Genomic DNA, 20,104 nt, shown 5'->3' with positions numbered 1-20,104 from the left:
TTTGATAAAAAGAAAACATGAAAAAAATAATATTAGGATTAATTATTATGATAGCAATTTTTGCTTTTACAAATTCGCAAAAAAATAAATTTTCGGAAGAAAGTCTATCCAAAAAACTAATTACTACTCAAAACACTGAAATAACTTTTAAAGAAGTTTTAAATAAACACAAAGGCAAAATAACCGTCATAGAAATTTGGGCTTCATGGTGCAGCGATTGTGTCAAAGCAATGCCAAAAGTGAAAGCAATGCAAAAAAAGAATCCAAAAGTAGATTATGTATTTATATCTATGGACAAAGTTTTTGATAAATGGCAAGCTGGAATTGAAAAACACACACTAAATGGTGATCATTATTGGGTAAATGATGAAAAAATGATGAAAGGAGCATTCGGAAAATCAATAGATTTAGATTGGATTCCGAGATATATTATTTTAGATAAGGAAGGAAAAATTGTTACATATCGTGCTATTGAAACAGATTTCAAACAAATTAATGAGACTTTAAAAAAATTAGAATAATGAGACAAAAGATTGTTGCTGGAAATTGGAAAATGCATAAAAATGCAGAAGAAACGGAAGACTTATTAAATGAATTAATTGATAAATTACCCGATGATATAGAAGCACAAATTATTGTAGCACCCACTTTTGTGAACCTAGCATCAGCGGTTGATCATTTAGAATTTACAAATATTGGTGTTGCAGCTCAAAACATGCATCAAAATGAAAGTGGTGCTTTTACTGGAGAAATCTCAGCAGAAATGCTTAAGAGTATAGGTGTAAATATTGTTATACTTGGTCACTCAGAGCGTCGTGCTTATTTTCATGAAACAGATACTCTTTTAGCTCAAAAAGTTAGCACTGGTCTTAAACATGATATGACAATCATTTTTTGTTTTGGAGAAGAATTAAAAGATAGGCAAAATAAACAACATTTCAATATAGTCGAAAACCAATTACGAGATGGACTATTTCACCTTGAAAATAAAGATTGGGAACAAATAATACTTGCTTACGAGCCTGTTTGGGCTATTGGAACAGGAGAAACTGCTTCACCAGAACAAGCTCAAGAAATGCATGAGTTTATCAGAGAAACTATAAGAAAAAGATTTGGGAGTGATGTAGCTGAAGATGTTTCCATTTTATATGGTGGAAGTGTAAAACCAGATAATGCAAAAGAGATATTTTCAAAACCCGATGTAGATGGAGGATTAATTGGAGGCGCCGCACTAAAAGCCTCAGATTTTGCAGCTATAGTTAATTCCATTTAAATTTTATAAATAGTTTGAAGTCTATAAATAAATGAAAACAAACTCCTTCCTTTTATTTTTAAGTCTTTGTTGTATAACAATACAGGCTCAAATTGATACTCAAAAACGTTTTCAATCTGACATTAGAAAATATTATGTTTGGAATATAGATTCAGAAAAATACGAAATGAAAGAAACAGAATATGAAAATACTGTTATTGACATTCGTGAAATAGGCTCAAAAACAAATGGTTATGTAGTAATTAGCATGATTGATAATGGTGTTGCAAGATTACATCATGGTTCCATTTATGAATTTTCAAAAACTAACGAAAATGAAGGCACATGGTTAATTCGCTCAAAATACATGAGAGCAAAATTAACCTATAATGCTAAAGAAAATACAATTACTTATTTATATGATGCTGACAATAAAAGATATAGAAAATTAATGATTTTTACTGTTGCGCCTGATGAACTTCCTAATGATGATTAAAAAACATATTTGAAGTCAGATTAAATTTCTTTTTGCAAAACACTTTTCAAAAGACATTCGATTATTACCTTTACAAAAAAATTACTCGATGTCAACTATTTATTTAGGTTTCCATTTTTCAGTAGCACCAAAAGAATTGGGCTCAGAAATTTTAATTGCTGAGCTAGGTGAAAAACCGTTTGAAAGTTTTATTGAAACAACCGATGGTTTTAGTGCTTATATTCAAAAAAATCTTTACACAAATGACCTAATAGATGATATCTATTTATTTCAATCTTCTGAATTCAATATTTCCTATACAATCGAAGAAATTGACCAAGTCAATTGGAATGAAGAATGGGAAAAAAACTTTGAACCTATAGATGTTGATGGAAAATGCCATATCCGAGCACCGTTTCATCCAAAAACTACTGCTGAATATGATATAGTTATTGAGCCAAAAATGAGTTTTGGTACAGGTCATCATGAAACTACACATATGATGATTCAACATCTTTTAGAAACTGATGTTGCAGATTTAAAGACACTCGATATGGGTTGTGGCACCGCTATTCTGGCTATTCTTGCTGAAATGAAAGGGGCAAAACCTATTGACGCAATTGATATTGACAATTGGTGTTATTTAAATTCCATCGAAAATGCAGAACGCAATAATTGTCACGAAATAAGAGTATATGAAGGTGATGCAACTTTGTTAGAAGATAAAAATTACGATGTAATCATTGCTAACATTAACCGCAATATTTTGTTGAATGACATGCAACACTATGTAGATTGTTTGAACAAAGATGGCATACTATTACTAAGTGGATTTTATACAGAAGACATTCCATTTATTGATGCATCTTGTACAGAAAAAGGATTGACTTTTGTTAAAAAATTCGAAAGAAACAAATGGGTTTCTTTGAAATATGTAAATTAGCATTTTGAAATTTTACACTTTGTAAAAACAAATAAAAATGAATACAATAGAAAAAACACAAGAAGACGTTTTAGTTGAAGAATTAGTTGCTATTAATAATGAAATTGTATTGTTTAATGATGATGTCAACACGTTTGACCACGTTATTGATACTCTAATTCGTGTTTGTCAACATTCATCGGAACAAGCAGAACAATGTGCAATTTTAGTCCACTATAAAGGGAAATGTACTGTGAAAACGGGTTCTTTTGAGGAACTAAAACCACAATGGACACAACTATTAGATGCTGGTCTTAGTGCAGAAATAGTTTAAAAGGCACTACTCTTTAAACTTCCAATCAAATTCATCATTATCTTTGATGATAGCTCCTATTTCAACACGAATTACTACTCCAAACTCAGATTGTAGAATTAGCCAATTACTTTCGTTAAAGTGATTTTCGGTGCTGTCAAAACCTTCTTGTTCCCATAATTTAAAAGGCAATTCACTTTTTATTACAGCTACATTTTTGCCAATTATCTTTTTATCTAAAAGTGTCGCTTCCTCATTAGAAGTAATTATGTAACCTAAACGAAAAGCTTCATCTTCATAAAATGTTAGGCGTAATTTTTCTTTAAAATACAAATAAATCTCATTGCCGTCATCATCTTTAAATTGTTTACTTGGTTTACCATAAATGGCTTGAACATTATTTTGATTCATACCAAATAACAATTGATCTACTCCATTTTTTGGATTAATTTTCATAAATTTTATTTATCACAAATATCGCAAAGTTTTTAATTTTCAAATGAAGTATTTATTAATTTTACTGTTAAATTATAAAACGAAAAAAATGGGGATATTTTCTGCACTTATGGGCAACGCTGGTCAGGTAAACGAAGAACAGCTTATCAATCAATATGGTCAATTACTAATTGAAGATGAAAAAATAGAAATGGGTTTTAAACTTATTCGTGATGTGTTTATTTTTACAAACAAACGATTAATTTTAGTTGAAAAACAAGGTATTACTGGTAGTAAAATAGAATACAAATCAATTGCCTATAAAGCAATTTCAAGATTTAGTGTGGAAACTGCAGGAACATTTGACCTGGAAGCTGAACTAAAAATTTGGGTTTCAAGTGAGGAAAATCCAAGTATTATTAAACAATTTACTAAATCTGTAAATGTTTATGATGTGCAAAAAGTTTTAGCTTATTATGTTTTATAAATTTAATTATACTCAAACTTCCCAAACTCACTTTCAATAGTGAGTTTTTTGTTGCTACTGGCTTCTACTCTGCCCACAATTTGAGCATCAACACCAAAGGACTTTGAGATTTCAATGATGTCTTGAGCAATTTTATTGGGCACATATAATTCCATTCTGTGACCGCAATTGAAAACTTGGTACATTTCTTTCCAATGGGTGTCGGATTGTTCTTGTATCAATTTGAACAACGGTGGAATTGGGAATAAGTTATCTTTAATGACATGCACATTATCAACAAAATGCAACACTTTAGTTTGTGCTCCACCTGAGCAATGAACCATTCCGTGAATTTCGCTTGGAGTATATTTATCTAATATTGTTTTGATAATTGGAGCATAGGTTCGTGTTGGTGAGAGAACCAATTTACCAGCATCAATAGGAGAATTTTCAACTTTATCAGTAAGTTTGACGTTTCCAGAATATACTAAATCATCGGGAACAGAAGAATCAAAACTCTCTGGATAGTTTAAGGCTAAATATTTAGAAAAAACATCATGTCTTGCCGATGTCAAACCATTGCTGCCCATTCCACCATTATAATTTTTTTCGTAGTTGGCTTGTCCAAAAGAAGCTAGACCAACAATGACATCGCCAGCTTGAATAGTTGCATTATCAATTACATCGCTACGTTTCATTCTTGCTGTTACTGTAGAATCCACAATAATAGTTCTAACTAGATCTCCAACATCGGCAGTTTCGCCTCCTGTGGAATGTATAGTAACTCCATAAGTTATTAATTCTGCTATTAATTCTTCCGTTCCATTTATAATCGCTGATATCACTTCGGCTGGAATTAAATTTTTATTTCTTCCAATAGTTGATGAAAGTAAAATATTATCAGTTGCTCCAACGCATAACAAATCATCAATATTCATAATTAATGCGTCTTGTGCAATGCCTTTCCATACAGATAAATCACCTGTTTCCTTCCAATACATATAGGCCAAAGAAGATTTTGTTCCTGCACCGTCAGCGTGCATGATAAGGCAATAAGCATCATCATTTGTCAAATAATCTGGAACAATTTTGCAAAAAGCTTTTGGGAATAATCCTTTATCAATGTTTTTGATGGCGTTATGCACATCTTCTTTGGAAGCAGAAACTCCCCTAAGGTTGTAACGTTGGCTGTTATCAGAACTCATTTTTTTGTAGTTAGTTGCCCTTAGACAAGCTTAGGGAGAATGTTGTGACACAAAGATAAGATTTCATCTGGGATTTAAGAATTTGGAATTTAATAATTAATTTTCTAGTATTAAAATCTCAACTCTACGATTTTCATCGGCTTCAACTTCATTTTTTTCAGGAATTTTATGAATTGGTTTGGTGACACCAAACCCTTTAAACGTTAATCTTTTTCTATCAACTTTATTTCTTATGAGGTAAGAATATATGGCTTTGGCTCTGGCAGTAGAAACATCGTTTTTATCATTTAACAATTGACAACAAATATGCCCTTGAACTTCAATTTTTAATTTAGGATTTTCTTCCATAGCACAAAGTAAATCATTTAATGTAGGTTGTGATTTGGGTACAATTCTGGCTGAATTGTTAAAAAAATAAATATTAGGAAGTTTTATAGTTTCACCAACTTTGGAATTTCTGATAAGTTTATTCAATTCACTTTCAACAAATTTGATTACTTCTTCATTAAAAAAAATGGTAACTCTTCTATTTTCAGCTTGAATTTTTGATTGTTTGAAATCTTTTCCAAATGCAATGCGTTCAAGATTTTTATTGAATTTTAAAGCACTTTTTTCTAGCAAATCATACACATTGTTAATTCTCCTTTCTGCTAATTTTTTATTATAATCTTTACTATCGATGCTATCACAATAGCCTAATAAGCTTTTGATTTCAATATTTTTATTTTTTGCAATCCATTCATTTATGGCTAAAATTGAATTTTGATTTGGGAAATCTTTATTAAAATCAAAAAAAACTTCAAACTGTTTTTGTGAAAAACAAAAAATAGGTAAGAAAAACAATAAAAAACAAGTATACTTTTTCATATTAATTCTCTAAGATTAAAATTTCTACCCTGCGATTAGCAGCGCGTTCATTCTCGTCCTTTTCGGGCAAAGGATAAATGGGTTGATTACTACCGAAACCTTTGTAAGCCAATCTACTTTTTGAAATCTCATTTATGACTAGAAAATTATAAATTGCTTTGGCTCTTTGGGTTGATAAATCATTTCTATCTGCTAGCATACAACATAAATGTCCTTGAATTTCAATTTTTAATTTTGGGTTTTTTTGCAAAACTAATAGCAACTCATACATTTTTCCTCGTGATTCATTCATTACAGCAAATGTATTGATGATGAAGTTAAGGTTTTCGATTTTCAATTTTTCTCCAGGTTTAGCTTCGCCTACTTTCTTCATAAAAACTCTATCCAATTTGAATTCAGATTTGGTTCCATTAGGATTATCGAAAACTAATTTTTCGGGATAAACTATTTCGGATTTAACATCTACAGCAACAACTTCTTTTTTAATTCCCAAAATTTCTTCTTCTAGAGATAAATCTTTTTCTAGGATGTAAAAAATAATAACTTTTCTATTTTCAGCTTTATGGATTGACTGATTAAAACTTTCCCCAAAACTTCTGGTTTTAAAATCTTCTCGAATCTTAATCTTATTTTTTATATTCTGAAAAATGTAATCAACGCGTTTTTGTGCCAAAGTATCATTAAAACTAGATGTACCATCTTCGTCAGTAAAACCTTGAATTGCAAGTATTTTATTGTTCTTATTTTCAGAAATCCAATGATTTAGTTTTTCATTTTCTTGGGTATTTAATTCAAATTTATTACTGTCAAAATAAACGTCAAACTGTTCTTGTGCAAAAACAGAACTTGCAAATATAAAATACAAAAAACAAATAAAAACTTGTTTCATAAAATATAATTATTAAAACGAAGTTAAGCTATTTTAAATAAAAAACACCCAACAATATAATAAACTGCTGGGTGTAAATTAATTTTTAAGATATTTATTTGGTAAACAATAATTCTCTGTACTTGGTTAATGTCCAAATCTCATCATCTACTAATAATTCCAATTTATCGCAATGTTCACGGATAACTTCGAAGTATGGTTTTACTTTATCGCAGTACATTTCAGCCATTTTTTGAGCGTCTGTTAATGCATTTGCTTTTTTACGAGCTTCAGTCATTTCCTCCACTTTTGTAATAATTCCTTCGATGTGAACTGAAATTTCTTTGATTAAAACAATTTGTTCTTTTGCAATTTTATCGAAGTCTTTTCCGAAGATTTCTTTCAAACCACGAACATTTTCAATCAAAGTATTTTGGTAACGAATTGCAGTTGGAATAACATGATTACTAGCAATATCTCCCAAAACTCTACCTTCAATTTGAATTTTTTTAGTGTATTCTTCTAATTCAATTTCGTAACGTGCCTCTACTTCAACGTGGTTCATTACGCTTAAATCTTTGAATAAGTCTAATGCTTTTTTAGACACTTTAGCTTTCAAAGCTGCTGGAGTAGTTTTATGGTTACTCAAACCACGTTTTTTAGCTTCTTTTTCCCACGCATCACTGTAACCATCACCTTCAAAAAGAATATTTTTAGTTTCTTTAATGTATTCTCTCAAAACATTGAAGATTGCTTCGTCTTTCTTTAAATCTTTTTTCTCGATTAAAGTATCTACTTCTTTTTTAAACTCTTTTAATTGTTTTGCAACTATTGAATTCAAAGTTGTCATTGCGTTAGCACAGTTTGCAGAAGAACCAACTGCACGGAATTCAAATTTATTTCCTGTAAAAGCAAAAGGGGAAGTTCTATTTCTATCAGTATTATCTAATAATACATCTGGAATTTTACCTACAACATTCAATTTTAAATCTGTTTTTTCTTCTGGTGATAATTTGCCATTAGTCACACCTTCTAATTCAGCCAATACTTTTGTCAATTGCGCTCCAATAAAAACTGATATTATTGCCGGTGGTGCTTCATTAGCTCCTAAACGATGGTCATTACTAGCAGTAGCGATTGAGGCTCTCAATAATTCTTCATACTCTTGAACGGCTTTAATTGTATTTATAAAGAAAGATAGGAACTGCAAATTGCTCATTGGTGTTTTTCCTGGAGATAATAAATTAACTCCGGTATCTGTAGCCATTGACCAGTTATTATGTTTTCCTGAACCATTTACACCTTTAAAAGGTTTTTCATGAAACAACACTTTAAAATCGTGACGTTCGCCCACTTTTGACATCACATCCATCAATAAAGAATTATGATCAACTGCTAAATTAGTCTCTTCAAAAATTGGTGCTAATTCAAATTGATTTGGTGCTACTTCATTATGACGTGTTTTTACTGGAATTCCTAACAACATACATTCTTCTTCCAATTCACGCATAAAGTTTAGAGCGCGTGAAGGGATCGAACCAAAATAATGGTCATCTAATTGTTGTCCTTTTGCTGAAGTATGTCCTAAAAGCGTTCTGCCTGTTAATAACAAATCTGGTCTTGAATTAGCTAATGAACTATCTATTAAAAAATATTCTTGTTCCCAACCTAGAGTAGCGGTTACTTTTTTGACATTTTTATCAAAATATTTACACACATCAGTTGCAGCTTCATCAACAGCATTTAAGGCACGCAAAAGGGGAGTTTTATAATCTAAAGCTTCACCTGTGTATGAAATGAAAACAGTTGGAATACATAATGTAGTACCAAAAATAAATGCTGGAGAAGTTGGATCCCACGCAGTATATCCACGAGCTTCAAATGTATTTCTAATGCCACCATTAGGAAAAGAAGATGCATCTGGCTCTTGTTGCACTAATTGTCCACCTCCAAATTTTTCTAAAGGATCTGAACCATCATATGATGTTTCAAAAAAAGCATCATGCTTTTCAGCAGTTGCTCCTGTTAACGGCTGAAACCAGTGTGTATAATGAGTTACACCTTTTGCAACTGCCCATTCTTTCATTCCCATAGCAATATAATCTGCTAGTTTTCTGTCAATTTTTGTTCCGTGCAAAATGGCATCTTTCACTCCTTTATATGCATCTGAAGTTAAAAACTGCTTCATTGCTTTATCATTAAACACATTGGCACCGAAAATAGCTGATTTTCTAACAGCTTCTTCAAATTTTACGGGCTTTCTACCCGATGCATCTTTTAATGCTTGGAAACGTAAAGTTGACATAAATAATTAATTTTAAAAGTTATACCCTGATAATATGATGCAAATATAATATTATTTTAAATTAAAAAGATATATACCCTACTTTTTTAGGGGACATTTATTAAAAAATATAATCTTATTGCCTTATATCACGTATTAATAAATAATTATATTTTGAAAATTCAAACAACTATATTTGTATCATTAAAATAAAAGAACATGATAGTTTGGATCGCTTTTTTATCAATAATTATAATATTTCTAACTTTAGATTTAGGAGTATTTAATAAAAATCCGCATATTATAAAACCTAAAGAAGCGGGGATTTGGACTGCAATATGGGTAATATTATCTTTTATTTTTTCTGGAATTGTACATTGGATATACAGCAATGGATTTGTAGCTAATCCAACTGGAATAAAACCTATTGTTGCTACAATGAAATATATTACGGGCTATTTAATTGAATTATCCTTAAGCATAGATAATATTTTTATAATGGCAGTAATTTTTGCTTCATTCAAAATACCTCAAAAATACCAACATAGAGTTTTGTTTTGGGGAATTTTAGGAGCTATTATATTTAGAGGTTTGATGATATTTTTTGGGGTTGTCTTAATTAATAAATTTAGTTGGATGACCTATTTGTTTGGAGCCTTTTTGATTTTTACAGCATTTAAAATGTTGTTTAAAAAAAATGAAGAAGAGTTTGAACCAAAGAAATCTTTAGTATATCGAATTATTGGTAAAGTAATACCAATAACAAGCCATACAGAAAAAGAACATTTTTTTACAAAAATTGACAGTATAAATCATGCTACACCTCTTTTTGTTGCTTTAATAGTAATTGAAGTTATGGATATGCTTTTTGCGATAGATAGTGTGCCAGCTATTTTAGCCATTACCACTGATCCATTTTTAGTTTTTAGTTCTAATATTTTTGCTATTCTTGGGCTTCGTTCTATGTATTTCTTTTTGGCAAATATGTTAGAAAAGTTTAGTTATTTAGAATTTAGCTTAATTGCCATACTTGCTTTCGTTGGAATTAAAATGATTATAGTTCATTATTATAAATTTCCTGAATGGGTTTCATTAGGATTTATAACTATTGCTTTATTAATTGGGATTATAGTCTCTGTAAATAAGAGCAAAAATACAAGTCAAAACTAATACACTTTTATAAAATCTTACTATATGTTCTTCTCTTTCTAAAAACCTCTGGATCAAAATGTTTCCAAAGATTATGTATGGCGTGATTTTCTTCTAACTCAGGAGTTCTAATACAATTTTGAATGCCTTTTTCTTTAAATGTTTTGTAATATTCAATAAAAATTATAGCGGTTACCCCTTTACTTTGGTATTCAGGGTCAACACCTATTAAGTAGAACAATACTTCCTTGCTTTCTTTTTTGGCTTTAAGCAAATGATAAAATCCAAAAGGAAACAGACTTCCTTTTGCTTTTTGAAGAGCTTTTGAGAAACTAGGCATTACAATGCTGAACGCAATCATCTTTTGGTCTTTATCTACTATAAACTTAATGTATTCAGGATTGATAAAACTTATATATTTATTTTTAAAAAATTCTTTTTGAACAGCCGTAATTGCTACAAAAGAAGATAAACTTGCATAACTTGCATTGAACAAATCAAACATTTCATCAACATAAGGCATTATATCTTTATTATTACTAAAATTTATTGCTTTTAATTTGTAACGTTTTTTTATCAATTCATTTACTTTCGAGAACATTTCTGGTTTAACATTCGAAAAAGGAAAACGATTTTCTAAATATTCTTTTTCTTTAGTAAAACCTAACATTTCTAAATGATTCTTGTAATATGGGAAGTTATACCAAGTAATCATAGAACCAATTTCATCAAAACCTTCTGTCAAAACTCCAACTTTATCTAAATTAGAAAAACCCATTGGACCCTCAACATATTCTAGATTATTTTTATGACCAAGTTCATACACTTTTTCAAGTAAAGCTTTTGTCACTTCTATATCATCAATAACATCCCACCAACCAAAGCGAACTTTTTTCTTTTGTTGATCTTTTACTTCTCCCCAGTTGATGATAGCGGCAATTCTCCCAACTATTTTATTTTCTTTAAAAGCCAAATAAAAATAGGCCTCAGCCGAAGTAAATGCTGGGTTTTTTGTTTTATCAAAAGTTTCTAATTCATCAGCAATTAACGGCGGAACCCAATAGGGATGATTTTTATAAATAGTAAATGGAAATTTTACGAAATCTTTGAGCAGTTTTTTGGAATTAGCTTCAACAATAGTAATCATTATGGTTTCAGGTTTTCTAATTCTACTTCGTCTTTTCTTTTTTTGCCTTTATCTTTTTTAGATTTTTTCTTATCGTCTATTTTATCTTTTTTAATTGTTTTGTAATTGGTTTCATAATTACTGTCAAAACGCCATGAAAGACCTACACTTCCATAAAGTATAGCTGGAGTATCTTTAATGTTTTTTGCCAAAGAAGCATCCAACTGAATATTTTCTCTCACTAAATAGGCAGCGCCTGAACGAAAAATATTATCAGCATAATAATCACTTTTATAGCTTTGCATTTCTAAAAAACCTGACCAACGCATATTGAACCCTCTAGTCATAGTTGCTATAATACCATAACTTGGATATTTTGAAGTAACCTTATCAGCAATAATATTAGTTACAAAAACCCATTTGGTTCCAAATTGATTTTGAGTAATTAACATCGCTTTTGGACTAAACTTAGCATCCCCCTCGTATGTAAACGGATTTGTTCCTAATTGTAGATTAAAACCACCATAAACCGCAATAGCTGGAATAAATTGTTTCCAACTAAAACTATGATTAGCTTTCCAAGTTTTAACATAGGGTTTATCGTCTTTTAGTTTTATGAAAGGATCAAAAATTAAATATTTTGCTCCTAAAGTAAATTGTTTGAAACCACCTCGTGTATCATTAATCAAAGGTGCTTGATACCAATCATACTGATATTGAGTATTCATAACAAATTCAAATTGATCAATAAAAACTCCGTATCTCACATCTAATTCAGTTCCAAATCCATTAGCTTCATAACGCGATAAATCGTGTTTTTCTTTAATACCATACAAACCACCTTCGGCTTGAATAACAGTTTTTCCAACCGAAAAAGCCGACATAGATTTTCCTGGTCTATTAGAATTTATAATATCTGTGTATTGAGCATAATGAGTAGCAGTACACATCAATAAAATAATAATTAATATCCTTTTTAAATTAGTCATAAATAGATAATTATATGTGTTGCAACTTTGTTAATCAAAAGTAATGTATTTTATCATTTATTTAAGAAGTCAAAGCGAAAATTACATTATAGAATTTAGTATTTTTGACAAAAATTATTTATAAAATGGAAACCGCATCTTTAGCTGGATTGATAGAAGACTTATTTTATTTATTAATTATTTACTATGTCATCAAGTTTTTAGCAAAATTATTTTTGCCTGTTATAGCTAAAAAAGTTGTCCAAAAAGCTTCTGAACAATTTCAACAGCAACAACAAAATCATCAACAAAAAAGCAATACTCAAACTTCAAATACAGAAAAACCAAAAGAAAAAAAGATTGTTGGTGAGTATGTAGATTTTGAAGAAATAGAATAATTGTTACTTGAAAACCTTATCCAAAAACATGAAACAACTTCAAAAGTTATATCCACACTTTTTAGCCATCATTGGTTTCATCCTAATTGCTCTAATTTACTTTTATCCCGTTATACAAGGAAAAAAAATATACCAGCACGATATCGTCAATTTTACTGGTATGGCAAAAGAACAAAATGATTTCCGTGCTGAATATCACACTGAACCTTATTGGACAAATTCTTCCTTTGGCGGAATGCCAACTTACCAATCGGGAGCAAAATATCCTCATGATTGTATCGGGAAATTTGATGAACTATTGCGATTTTTACCAAGACCCGCAGATTATTTATTCTTATATTTTTTAGGATTTTATGGTCTACTTTTAGTATTACGAATTGATCCGTTAAAGGCATTTTTTGGTGCTTTAGCTTTTGGATTCTCAACCTATCTAATAGTCATTTTAGGTGTTGGACATAATGCCAAAGCTCATGCTATAGCCTATATGCCATTAGTAATAGCTGGTTTTATCCTTGTATTTAGGAAAAGATATCTGCATGGCGGCATACTAACAATGATTGCCGTTTCTCTTGAAATAACTGCCAATCATTTTCAAATGACTTATTATTTGTTGTTGCTTTTGATAGTGATGAGTTTTTACTTTTTGTATAAACTTTATCAGGAAAAAGATTTAAAAGCTTTACCAAAAATAATTGGAACATTTGCTATTGCATTGGTATTTGCCATTGGTGCTAATGCGACAAGTTTATTGGCTACCAAAGAATATGCAGACTTTAGCACACGTGGGAAAAGTGAGTTGACTATAAATCCTGATGGTTCAAAAAAAGAGAGCAACATCACAATGGACAGAGATTATATCACTGAATATAGTTATGGTGTAGCAGAAAGTTTGAATTTATTTGTGCCACGATTATTTGGTGGTGGCAATAATCAGAAACTTACTGATGACTCCCATGTCTATAATTTCATGCTCAACTATGGTGCATCACCAGAAGAAGCCAAAGAATTTACCGATAATTATGCTATAACTTATTGGGGGAATCAACCGCAAGTTGCAGCACCGGCATACATTGGGGCTGTGATTTTTTTCCTTTTTGTATTAACACTCTATCATGATAAACGAAAAATAAAATATGCTTTTTTGGCTGGAGCCATTTTCTCTTTATTACTTTCTTGGGGTAAAAATTTCTCCTTATTAACTGATTTCTTTATTGATCATGTTCCTGTCTATGATAAGTTCAGAGCCGTTTCTTCCATACAAGTATTGTTAGAATTGTGTGTTCCTATATTAGCTATTATGGGATTACAATCATTTTTCACAACTGATAAAGAAAAACAATGGTCTAGTTTATGGAAAACAGCGGCAACCACTCTGGGTATTATCATAATTCTTTTTGTGGGTAAAAGCATGTTCAATTTTGTTGGAGAAATAGATGGACAGCTTTTATCGATGTTAAAACAACAGCCCGATAAATCATTTGGACCAAGTTTTATAGATGCTTTGAAAGAAGACAGAAGAGATTTATACAATGCCGATTTGTTACGTTCTGGTTTTCTATTTACAGTTACTTTTGGAGTGCTTTATTTTTATATCAAAGAAAAACTTGCTCAAAATACAGCTGTAATTATGATTGGCATTTTCATGGTTGGAGATTTATTTTTTATTGATAAAAACTATGTGAGTAATGATGGTCAACAATTCAGAAGTGCCCATGAAGTAGATGTCCCTTTTGAGCCAACTCCAGCAGATTCTTTAATACTTGCTGACAATACCAACTTTAGAGTTTATGAATTAGATGGCGGATTATCTAATTCAAGGTCATCCTATTTTCATAAATCAATAGGTGGGTATAGCGCTGTAAAACCACGACGTTTTCAAGAAGTATATGACCATTTGATAGAAAAAAGTATGGATAACTTGGGCAGTATAGTGGACACCAAAACACTTTCTCTAAACAAAAGTATTCCAATCATCAATGCATTCAATATAAAATACTTGATTGTTGGTACTGAAAAAGGCGATATTCCAATTGTCAATCCGTTTCATAATGGCAATGCATGGTTTGTAAAGCAAATAGTAACTGTTAACAATGCTGATGAAGAAATAAAACATTTAGGAAATATTGAAACCAAAGATGTTGCAATTATTAATAAAAGTGAAATAAACAATGAATACGATGTTGAACCTCGTGGTATTAAAAGTAAATTCACACTTGACAGTTTATCAACAATCAATTTGGATGTATACAAACCAAATCATTTAATCTATACTTCAAATAGTTCAGGTGATGGCTTTGCTGTCTTCTCTGAAATTTATTATAAAAATGGTTGGAAAGCTACGATTGATGGAAAGGAAACTAAAATTTACAAAGTTGATTATACCCTAAGAGGCATTGAAATCCCAAAAGGAAAACATACCATTGAATTCAAGTTTGAACCACAAGTAATAAAAACTGGAAGTACGATTGCTTTGTTTAGTTCAATAGGAATGTTATTAGTGATTATTGGTGGTGTTTATTTTGACAAAAAAGGCAAGAAAAAAGAATAAATGTCTGAACCAAAAAAACTTTTAATCATCACCTATTATTGGCCGCCAGCTGGTGGTCCAGGAGTGCAACGATGGTTAAAGTTTGTGAAGTATCTGCCCGATTTCAACATTCAACCCATAATTTATATTCCTGAAAATCCAACGTATCCTATTATTGACAAAGGATTGGAAAGTGAAGTTTCAGACAAAGTAATTATCCTCAAAAACAAAATCTTTGAACCCTATAGATTGGCTTCATTTTTTGGAAAAGACAAAACCAAAAAAATCAGTTCGGGAATTATTCCTAACCAAAAGAAACAATCTTTTTTTGAAAAAACCTTGCTTTGGGTTCGAGGTAATATTTTTATTCCTGATGCTCGTTTTCTTTGGGTAAAACCTTCCGTTTCTTATTTAAAAAAATACATTCAAGAAAACGATATTGATACCATAGTAACTTCTGGTCCACCACACAGTTTGCATTTGATTGGTTTAGAATTAAAAAAAGAATTGAATATAAAATGGTTGGCTGATTTTCGTGATCCGTGGACAACTATTGGGTATCACAAAGCGTTGAAGCTTTCTTCTTATGCCGAAAAAAAACACAAAGCTTTAGAGGCAGCAGTATTGAATTCGGCTGATACTATTATTGTGACAAGTAAAACTACTAAAACGGAATTTCAAGTAATAACTTCTCGACCGATTGAAGTCATTACGAATGGCTATGATATTGAACACGTTGAAAAACAACCATTAGATAATAAATTCTCCTTAGCGCATATAGGTTCTTTTTTATCCGAAAGAAATCCGAGAATACTGTGGCAAACCCTACAAGAATTGGTTACTGAAAATGAAACCTTTAAAAATGATTTCCAGCTAAAATTAATTGGAGCTATAAGTCAGGAAGTGTTGGATACCATTTCGGAGTTTAAACTTACTGATTATGTCTTAAATTTGGGTTATGTTTCCCATCAAGAAGCGGTGGAATACCAACGTAAATCACAAGTTTTATTACTAATCGAAATTAATTCTGAAGACACAAAGAGCATCATTCCAGGAAAACTTTTTGAATATATGGTTTCCGAAAGACCAATCATCGCCATTGGTCCAGATGGTTCTGATTTTGCCGAAATAATTACTTCAACCAATACGGGAGTTTTCTTTACCTATAATGAAAAAGAAAAGCTGAAAGCATTACTTTTGGAGTATTATCAAGAATATCAAAATAAAAATCTGAAAGTAAATGCTGTTGGTTTGCAACAGTATTCCAGAAAAAATTTGACAGAGAAATTAGTTGAATTAATTAACAAATATGACTAAAAACTGCTCGCTTTTTTTTCTGTTTTTAACAGTTTCACTTTTTGGGCAAACACAAGAAGCTATACTTTTTTTCAAAGACGGAACCTCTATAAAAGGTTTAGGAATGATAAAAAAAGCTAATGATTTTGCTTCTTTTAGATCACGAGATAAAATATTATTTCGAGTTACAGAAAATGAAAAACCCGATTTATGGACTTCAGAAGATGTAAAAGGGATTACTTTCCTCTATTTTGAAAATTCAAGAATAATGGAATATTTGAAGGTCGATAAATATGAAAAAATGGAGCTATTAGAAGTTGTTACCGATGGAGCTGTAAAACTTTATAAACAAACAAAAATAGTTGATGTTTATTTGACTTCAGGAGGCATGGCTAAAGCAGAAGTAGAAGCATATTATTTGAAAAAAGAAAGTGAAGAATATCCAACTATAGTTAAAGATAATTACATTAAATCAACATCAAAATATTTTAGTGATTGTGAGCTATTGGTTAAAAAAATAAAAAATCATGAATTTACATTTGCTACTTTAGACAAACTGGTAAATTTTTATAACGACATTTGTTCGGGAGATTAAATACAAAATTAAACCATGGGAATCGTCCAAAGTCAAGCTATTAAAAACACCATTATCACTTTTCTTGGGTTTGGAATTGGTGCTGTTAATGCGTTGTTTTTTTACACTCATTTTCTCGGAAAATTGCATTATGGAATTGTTGCCACAGTACTTTCAGGCGCTAATATTATGATGCCTTTGATGGCATTTGGTGCTCAGAATACCTTAATCAGATTCTTTTCTTCCTATAAAAATCAAAAAGAACGCGATGAGTTTTTAACCTTTATGCTGATTTTACCTTTGGCATTAATAATTCCTTTGGGATTGGGGTTTTATTTTTTCTACGACCAAATTTCGCATAGTTGGATTCAGGAAAATCCAACTTTGAAACCTTTCTTTTGGCTGATTCCTATTATTGGTTTATTCATGGCTTATTTTGAAGTGTTTTACGCATGGGCAAAAGTACATATGCAATCCGTTATTGGGAATTTTATTAGTGAAGTTTTAGTGCGTTTAGTAGTTATGCTTTTACTTGTTGGAGTTCATTTTGATTGGATTGCCAAAGATACTTTTGTCTATAGTGTAGCTCTGGCCTACTTTGCACAAATGATTGCTATGAAACTCTATGCTATTTCGGTGAAAATGCCAGTTTTACGTTTCGTCATACCAAAAAATGCAAAAGAGATTGTGCAATATTCGGGTTTTATTATTGTTTCAGGTGGCGTTGCTGTAATGTTGGTCGATTTTGATAAAGTAATGATTCCACAATATAAAGACATCGGTCAGAATGCATTATATGCCGTAGCCATATTTATTGCAACCGTAATTGCTGTGCCAAGTAGAGCTATGACACAAATCATTGCGCCAATTACTTCAAAATTAATGGTAGAAAACAAACACGATGAACTGAACGATTTGTATAAAAAAAGTGCTATCAATCTACAGGTGATTGGTGGATTTATCATGATACTCATTTTTGTAAATATCAAAGAAATGTACCAACTGATTCCTAAGGATTACAGTGGGGGAATAATGGTTGTTTTCCTTATCGGATTATCCAAATTCTATGATGTATTATTAGGCAATAACAATTCGATTATAGTAAATACTATACACTACAGAACTGTTTTGCTGTTCGGTGTTTTTACGGTTTTGTTAATGATAGTTTTGAACATGATTTTTATTCCACTTTATGGCATTGAAGGTTCGGCTTTTGCTACATTACTAACAGTGATGATTTATAACACCATCAAATTATTTTTTGTTATTAAGCAAATGAATTTATTTCCATTTACTGTAAAGACTTTATATTCTCTTGGTATTTTAGCTGTTTTTTTCTTATTGTTTTACTTTTGGGATTTTCCGTTTCATGCTATTATCAACATAGGATTAAAATCTATTTTACTTAGTGTATTATATATTCTATTAATTTATAAAGCAAAACTTTCGGAAGAAATTAACGGAGTGATTTCTAAATTTTTGAAAAATATAAATTTGAATTAAATCCCAGCAACAGCTTTTATTTCATCAATAATTCTCAATGCTAATGTATCTGCTGACTCTTGCGATGGTGCTTCAGTATAAATTCGGATTATTGGTTCGGTATTTGACTTACGTAAATGAACCCATTCTGTTAGGAAATCTATTTTCACACCATCAATCGTAGTGATATTTTCGTTTTTGTATTTATCAGTCATTGCAACTAAAATAGCGTCAACATCAATTTGTGGCGTTAGTTCAATTTTATTTTTGCTCATATAATATTGTGGATATGAAGCGCGCAGTTCAGCAACAGTTTTATCTTGGTTTGCCAAATAAGTTAGGAACAACGCCACACCTACCAAACTATCTCTTCCATAATGCAATTCGGGATAAATGATACCTCCATTTCCTTCACCCCCAATAATAGCATTTGTCTTTTTCATTAATTCCACCACATTCACTTCACCCACAGCACTGGCTTGATAACTTCCGTTGTGTTTATTTGTAATGTCTCTTAAAGCACGAGAAGACGACATATTTGAAACCGTATTTCCTGGAGTTTTGCTCAACACATAATCGGCGCAAGCCACCAGTGTATATTCTTCTCCAAACATTTCACCATCATTAGATATAAACGCTAGTCTATCAACATCTGGATCAACCACAATTCCAAAATCGGCTTTTTCCTCTAAAACGAGTTTGCAAATATCGCCCAAGTGTTCCTTCAATGGTTCTGGATTATGAGGAAAATGGCCACTGGGTTCGCAATATAATTTGACAACTTCAACACCCATTTGCTCCAATAAATTTGGGATAATTATTCCTCCCGAAGAATTTACGCCATCCACAACCACTTTAAATTTTCTTTTAGCAACAGCTTCAACATCTACCAAAGGCAAATCCAAAACTTCGTCAATATGAATATCCATGTAAGCGTCATTAATCGTGATTTCACCCAAATCATCTACTTCAGAGAAATCAAAAGCTTCAGCTTCGGCAATTTCTAAAATCTTTGCACCGTCATCACCACTTAAAAATTCGCCTTTTGCATTTAACAACTTCAATGCATTCCATTGTTTTGGATTATGTGATGCGGTTAAAATAATTCCACCATCGGCTTTTTCCATTGGAACTGCTATCTCAACTGTTGGCGTAGTTGACAATCCCAAGTCAATTACATCAATCCCTAAACTAATCAGAGTATTGACAACCAAATTATGAATCATTGGCCCAGAAATACGGGCATCACGACCAATCACAACTTTTAACTTTATTCCAGCTTCCAGCTTCCAGCTCCCCACTTTCAGAAAAGTTCCATATGCCGAAGCAAATTTAACTGCATCAACAGGTGTTAAATTATCACTAACTTTGCCACCAATGGTTCCACGAATACCTGATATAGATTTTATTAATGTCATTTTAAGTAAAGAGTTATCAATTATAATTTACAAATATATTGAATTGAGATTTTCTATTTCTATTTAAAATTTATAAATT

Annotated in this window: 20 protein-coding genes; 12 read left to right on the top strand and 8 right to left on the bottom strand. The window is 31.1% G+C overall.

Annotated features, from left to right (window positions below; all coding sequences use genetic code 11):
- The first annotated feature begins 17 nt into the window (after nucleotides 1-17).
- The 5 genes from ACOYLT_RS01925 to ACOYLT_RS01905 all read left to right on the top strand — a co-directional run bounded on the left by ACOYLT_RS01925 (nucleotide 18) and on the right by ACOYLT_RS01905 (nucleotide 2,983).
- Nucleotides 18-521 carry a TlpA family protein disulfide reductase gene (locus tag ACOYLT_RS01925; protein ID WP_422852152.1) on the top strand — a complete coding sequence of 168 codons (504 nt, stop codon included), beginning with the start codon at nucleotides 18-20 and terminating at the stop codon, nucleotides 519-521.
- The gene (tpiA, locus tag ACOYLT_RS01920) at nucleotides 521-1,273 is read left to right on the top strand and encodes a triose-phosphate isomerase (RefSeq protein ID WP_422852151.1); all 753 of its coding nucleotides are present in this window, start codon (nucleotides 521-523) and stop codon (nucleotides 1,271-1,273) included. The genes ACOYLT_RS01925 and tpiA overlap by 1 nt, the downstream gene beginning before the upstream one ends.
- A 31-nt stretch (nucleotides 1,274-1,304) precedes the next feature.
- Nucleotides 1,305-1,748, top strand: coding sequence for a hypothetical protein (locus ACOYLT_RS01915; protein WP_422852150.1), 444 nt, complete (start codon nucleotides 1,305-1,307; stop codon nucleotides 1,746-1,748).
- 88 nt (nucleotides 1,749-1,836) lie between these two features.
- Nucleotides 1,837-2,670, top strand: a complete 834-nt coding sequence (gene prmA / locus ACOYLT_RS01910) for a 50S ribosomal protein L11 methyltransferase (protein ID WP_422852149.1) — start codon at nucleotides 1,837-1,839, stop codon at nucleotides 2,668-2,670.
- 37 nt (nucleotides 2,671-2,707) lie between these two features.
- The gene (locus tag ACOYLT_RS01905; RefSeq protein WP_422852148.1) at nucleotides 2,708-2,983 is read left to right on the top strand and encodes an ATP-dependent Clp protease adaptor ClpS; all 276 of its coding nucleotides are present in this window, start codon (nucleotides 2,708-2,710) and stop codon (nucleotides 2,981-2,983) included.
- A 6-nt stretch (nucleotides 2,984-2,989) separates the two neighbouring features.
- On the opposite strand, the gene ACOYLT_RS01900 is transcribed toward ACOYLT_RS01905, so the two are convergent.
- A complete protein-coding gene (locus ACOYLT_RS01900; RefSeq protein ID WP_422852147.1) occupies nucleotides 2,990-3,418 on the bottom strand; it encodes a hypothetical protein in 429 nt (142 codons plus the stop codon).
- Between the two features lie 88 nt (nucleotides 3,419-3,506).
- On the opposite strand from ACOYLT_RS01900, the gene ACOYLT_RS01895 reads away from it, so the two are divergent.
- On the top strand, nucleotides 3,507-3,884 hold the full coding sequence (locus ACOYLT_RS01895; RefSeq protein ID WP_422852146.1) for a PH domain-containing protein: 378 nt from the start codon (nucleotides 3,507-3,509) through the stop codon (nucleotides 3,882-3,884).
- Nucleotides 3,885-3,886: 2 nt separating this feature from the next.
- Here ACOYLT_RS01895 and ACOYLT_RS01890 read toward each other — a convergent pair whose 3' ends face one another.
- The 4 genes from ACOYLT_RS01890 to ACOYLT_RS01875 all read right to left on the bottom strand — a co-directional run bounded on the left by ACOYLT_RS01890 (nucleotide 3,887) and on the right by ACOYLT_RS01875 (nucleotide 9,108).
- Nucleotides 3,887-5,068: an AIR synthase related protein gene (locus ACOYLT_RS01890; RefSeq protein ID WP_422852145.1), complete on the bottom strand. Its 1,182-nt coding sequence runs from the start codon at nucleotides 5,066-5,068 to the stop codon at nucleotides 3,887-3,889.
- A 96-nt stretch (nucleotides 5,069-5,164) separates the two neighbouring features.
- A complete protein-coding gene (locus ACOYLT_RS01885; RefSeq protein WP_422852144.1) occupies nucleotides 5,165-5,935 on the bottom strand; it encodes an OmpA family protein in 771 nt (256 codons plus the stop codon).
- A gap of 1 nt (nucleotide 5,936) precedes the next feature.
- Nucleotides 5,937-6,824 (bottom strand): OmpA family protein, encoded by an 888-nt coding sequence (locus tag ACOYLT_RS01880; protein WP_422852143.1) that lies wholly within the window; start codon nucleotides 6,822-6,824, stop codon nucleotides 5,937-5,939.
- Nucleotides 6,825-6,918: 94 nt separating this feature from the next.
- Entirely contained in the window at nucleotides 6,919-9,108 is a 2,190-nt protein-coding gene (locus tag ACOYLT_RS01875; RefSeq protein ID WP_422852142.1) for a glutamine synthetase III, read from the bottom strand.
- 198 nt (nucleotides 9,109-9,306) lie between these two features.
- On the opposite strand from ACOYLT_RS01875, the gene ACOYLT_RS01870 reads away from it, so the two are divergent.
- Complete coding sequence (locus ACOYLT_RS01870) at nucleotides 9,307-10,257, top strand: TerC family protein (protein WP_422852141.1); 951 nt, start codon at nucleotides 9,307-9,309, stop codon at nucleotides 10,255-10,257.
- A gap of 7 nt (nucleotides 10,258-10,264) precedes the next feature.
- Here the strand turns inward: ACOYLT_RS01870 and ACOYLT_RS01865 are convergent, their stop codons facing one another.
- Nucleotides 10,265-11,383 carry a GTP cyclohydrolase gene (locus ACOYLT_RS01865; protein WP_422852140.1) on the bottom strand — a complete coding sequence of 373 codons (1,119 nt, stop codon included), beginning with the start codon at nucleotides 11,381-11,383 and terminating at the stop codon, nucleotides 10,265-10,267.
- Complete coding sequence (locus ACOYLT_RS01860; protein WP_422852139.1) at nucleotides 11,383-12,351, bottom strand: transporter; 969 nt, start codon at nucleotides 12,349-12,351, stop codon at nucleotides 11,383-11,385. Before ACOYLT_RS01860 ends, ACOYLT_RS01865 begins: the two co-directional genes overlap by 1 nt.
- 104 nt (nucleotides 12,352-12,455) lie before the next feature.
- Between ACOYLT_RS01860 and ACOYLT_RS01855 the strand changes: the two genes are divergently transcribed.
- The 5 genes from ACOYLT_RS01855 to ACOYLT_RS01835 are packed head-to-tail and all read left to right on the top strand — an operon-like array spanning nucleotide 12,456 to nucleotide 18,628.
- Entirely contained in the window at nucleotides 12,456-12,728 is a 273-nt protein-coding gene (locus ACOYLT_RS01855) for a DUF4834 domain-containing protein (RefSeq protein WP_422852138.1), read from the top strand.
- 28 nt (nucleotides 12,729-12,756) lie between these two features.
- The gene (locus ACOYLT_RS01850) at nucleotides 12,757-15,276 is read left to right on the top strand and encodes a YfhO family protein (RefSeq protein ID WP_422852137.1); all 2,520 of its coding nucleotides are present in this window, start codon (nucleotides 12,757-12,759) and stop codon (nucleotides 15,274-15,276) included.
- Nucleotides 15,277-16,572, top strand: a complete 1,296-nt coding sequence (locus ACOYLT_RS01845; protein ID WP_422852136.1) for a glycosyltransferase family 4 protein — start codon at nucleotides 15,277-15,279, stop codon at nucleotides 16,570-16,572.
- On the top strand, nucleotides 16,565-17,146 hold the full coding sequence (locus ACOYLT_RS01840) for a hypothetical protein (protein WP_422852135.1): 582 nt from the start codon (nucleotides 16,565-16,567) through the stop codon (nucleotides 17,144-17,146). Before ACOYLT_RS01845 ends, ACOYLT_RS01840 begins: the two co-directional genes overlap by 8 nt.
- A 15-nt stretch (nucleotides 17,147-17,161) precedes the next feature.
- On the top strand, nucleotides 17,162-18,628 hold the full coding sequence (locus ACOYLT_RS01835; RefSeq protein WP_422852134.1) for an oligosaccharide flippase family protein: 1,467 nt from the start codon (nucleotides 17,162-17,164) through the stop codon (nucleotides 18,626-18,628).
- On the opposite strand, the gene glmM is transcribed toward ACOYLT_RS01835, so the two are convergent.
- Nucleotides 18,625-20,025, bottom strand: a complete 1,401-nt coding sequence (gene glmM / locus ACOYLT_RS01830; RefSeq protein WP_422852133.1) for a phosphoglucosamine mutase — start codon at nucleotides 20,023-20,025, stop codon at nucleotides 18,625-18,627. The two genes, ACOYLT_RS01835 and glmM, sit on opposite strands and share 4 nt — an antisense overlap.
- Nucleotides 20,026-20,104 lie beyond the last annotated feature (79 nt).

The organism is Flavobacterium sp. (genome assembly GCF_049318185.1).
GTDB lineage: Bacteria > Bacteroidota > Bacteroidia > Flavobacteriales > Flavobacteriaceae > Flavobacterium.
This window is presented reverse-complemented; position numbering and strand designations above follow the sequence as displayed.

Bases quoted from the DNA above. Each gene is read 5' to 3' on its own strand.
- ACOYLT_RS01890 (WP_422852145.1), bottom strand. From the start codon at position 5,068: ATGAGTTCTGATAACAGCCAACGTTACAACCTTAGGGGAGTTTCTGCT.
- ACOYLT_RS01840 (WP_422852135.1), top strand. From the start codon at position 16,565: ATGACTAAAAACTGCTCGCTTTTTTTTCTGTTTTTAACAGTTTCACTT.
- ACOYLT_RS01895 (WP_422852146.1), top strand. From the start codon at position 3,507: ATGGGGATATTTTCTGCACTTATGGGCAACGCTGGTCAGGTAAACGAA.
- ACOYLT_RS01870 (WP_422852141.1), top strand. From the start codon at position 9,307: ATGATAGTTTGGATCGCTTTTTTATCAATAATTATAATATTTCTAACT.
- ACOYLT_RS01875 (WP_422852142.1), bottom strand. From the start codon at position 9,108: ATGTCAACTTTACGTTTCCAAGCATTAAAAGATGCATCGGGTAGAAAG.
- ACOYLT_RS01905 (WP_422852148.1), top strand. From the start codon at position 2,708: ATGAATACAATAGAAAAAACACAAGAAGACGTTTTAGTTGAAGAATTA.
- ACOYLT_RS01880 (WP_422852143.1), bottom strand. From the start codon at position 6,824: ATGAAACAAGTTTTTATTTGTTTTTTGTATTTTATATTTGCAAGTTCT.
- ACOYLT_RS01850 (WP_422852137.1), top strand. From the start codon at position 12,757: ATGAAACAACTTCAAAAGTTATATCCACACTTTTTAGCCATCATTGGT.
- prmA (WP_422852149.1), top strand. From the start codon at position 1,837: ATGTCAACTATTTATTTAGGTTTCCATTTTTCAGTAGCACCAAAAGAA.
- ACOYLT_RS01915 (WP_422852150.1), top strand. From the start codon at position 1,305: ATGAAAACAAACTCCTTCCTTTTATTTTTAAGTCTTTGTTGTATAACA.
- glmM (WP_422852133.1), bottom strand. From the start codon at position 20,025: ATGACATTAATAAAATCTATATCAGGTATTCGTGGAACCATTGGTGGC.
- ACOYLT_RS01865 (WP_422852140.1), bottom strand. From the start codon at position 11,383: ATGATTACTATTGTTGAAGCTAATTCCAAAAAACTGCTCAAAGATTTC.
- ACOYLT_RS01900 (WP_422852147.1), bottom strand. From the start codon at position 3,418: ATGAAAATTAATCCAAAAAATGGAGTAGATCAATTGTTATTTGGTATG.
- ACOYLT_RS01835 (WP_422852134.1), top strand. From the start codon at position 17,162: ATGGGAATCGTCCAAAGTCAAGCTATTAAAAACACCATTATCACTTTT.
- ACOYLT_RS01885 (WP_422852144.1), bottom strand. From the start codon at position 5,935: ATGAAAAAGTATACTTGTTTTTTATTGTTTTTCTTACCTATTTTTTGT.
- tpiA (WP_422852151.1), top strand. From the start codon at position 521: ATGAGACAAAAGATTGTTGCTGGAAATTGGAAAATGCATAAAAATGCA.
- ACOYLT_RS01845 (WP_422852136.1), top strand. From the start codon at position 15,277: ATGTCTGAACCAAAAAAACTTTTAATCATCACCTATTATTGGCCGCCA.
- ACOYLT_RS01925 (WP_422852152.1), top strand. From the start codon at position 18: ATGAAAAAAATAATATTAGGATTAATTATTATGATAGCAATTTTTGCT.
- ACOYLT_RS01860 (WP_422852139.1), bottom strand. From the start codon at position 12,351: ATGACTAATTTAAAAAGGATATTAATTATTATTTTATTGATGTGTACT.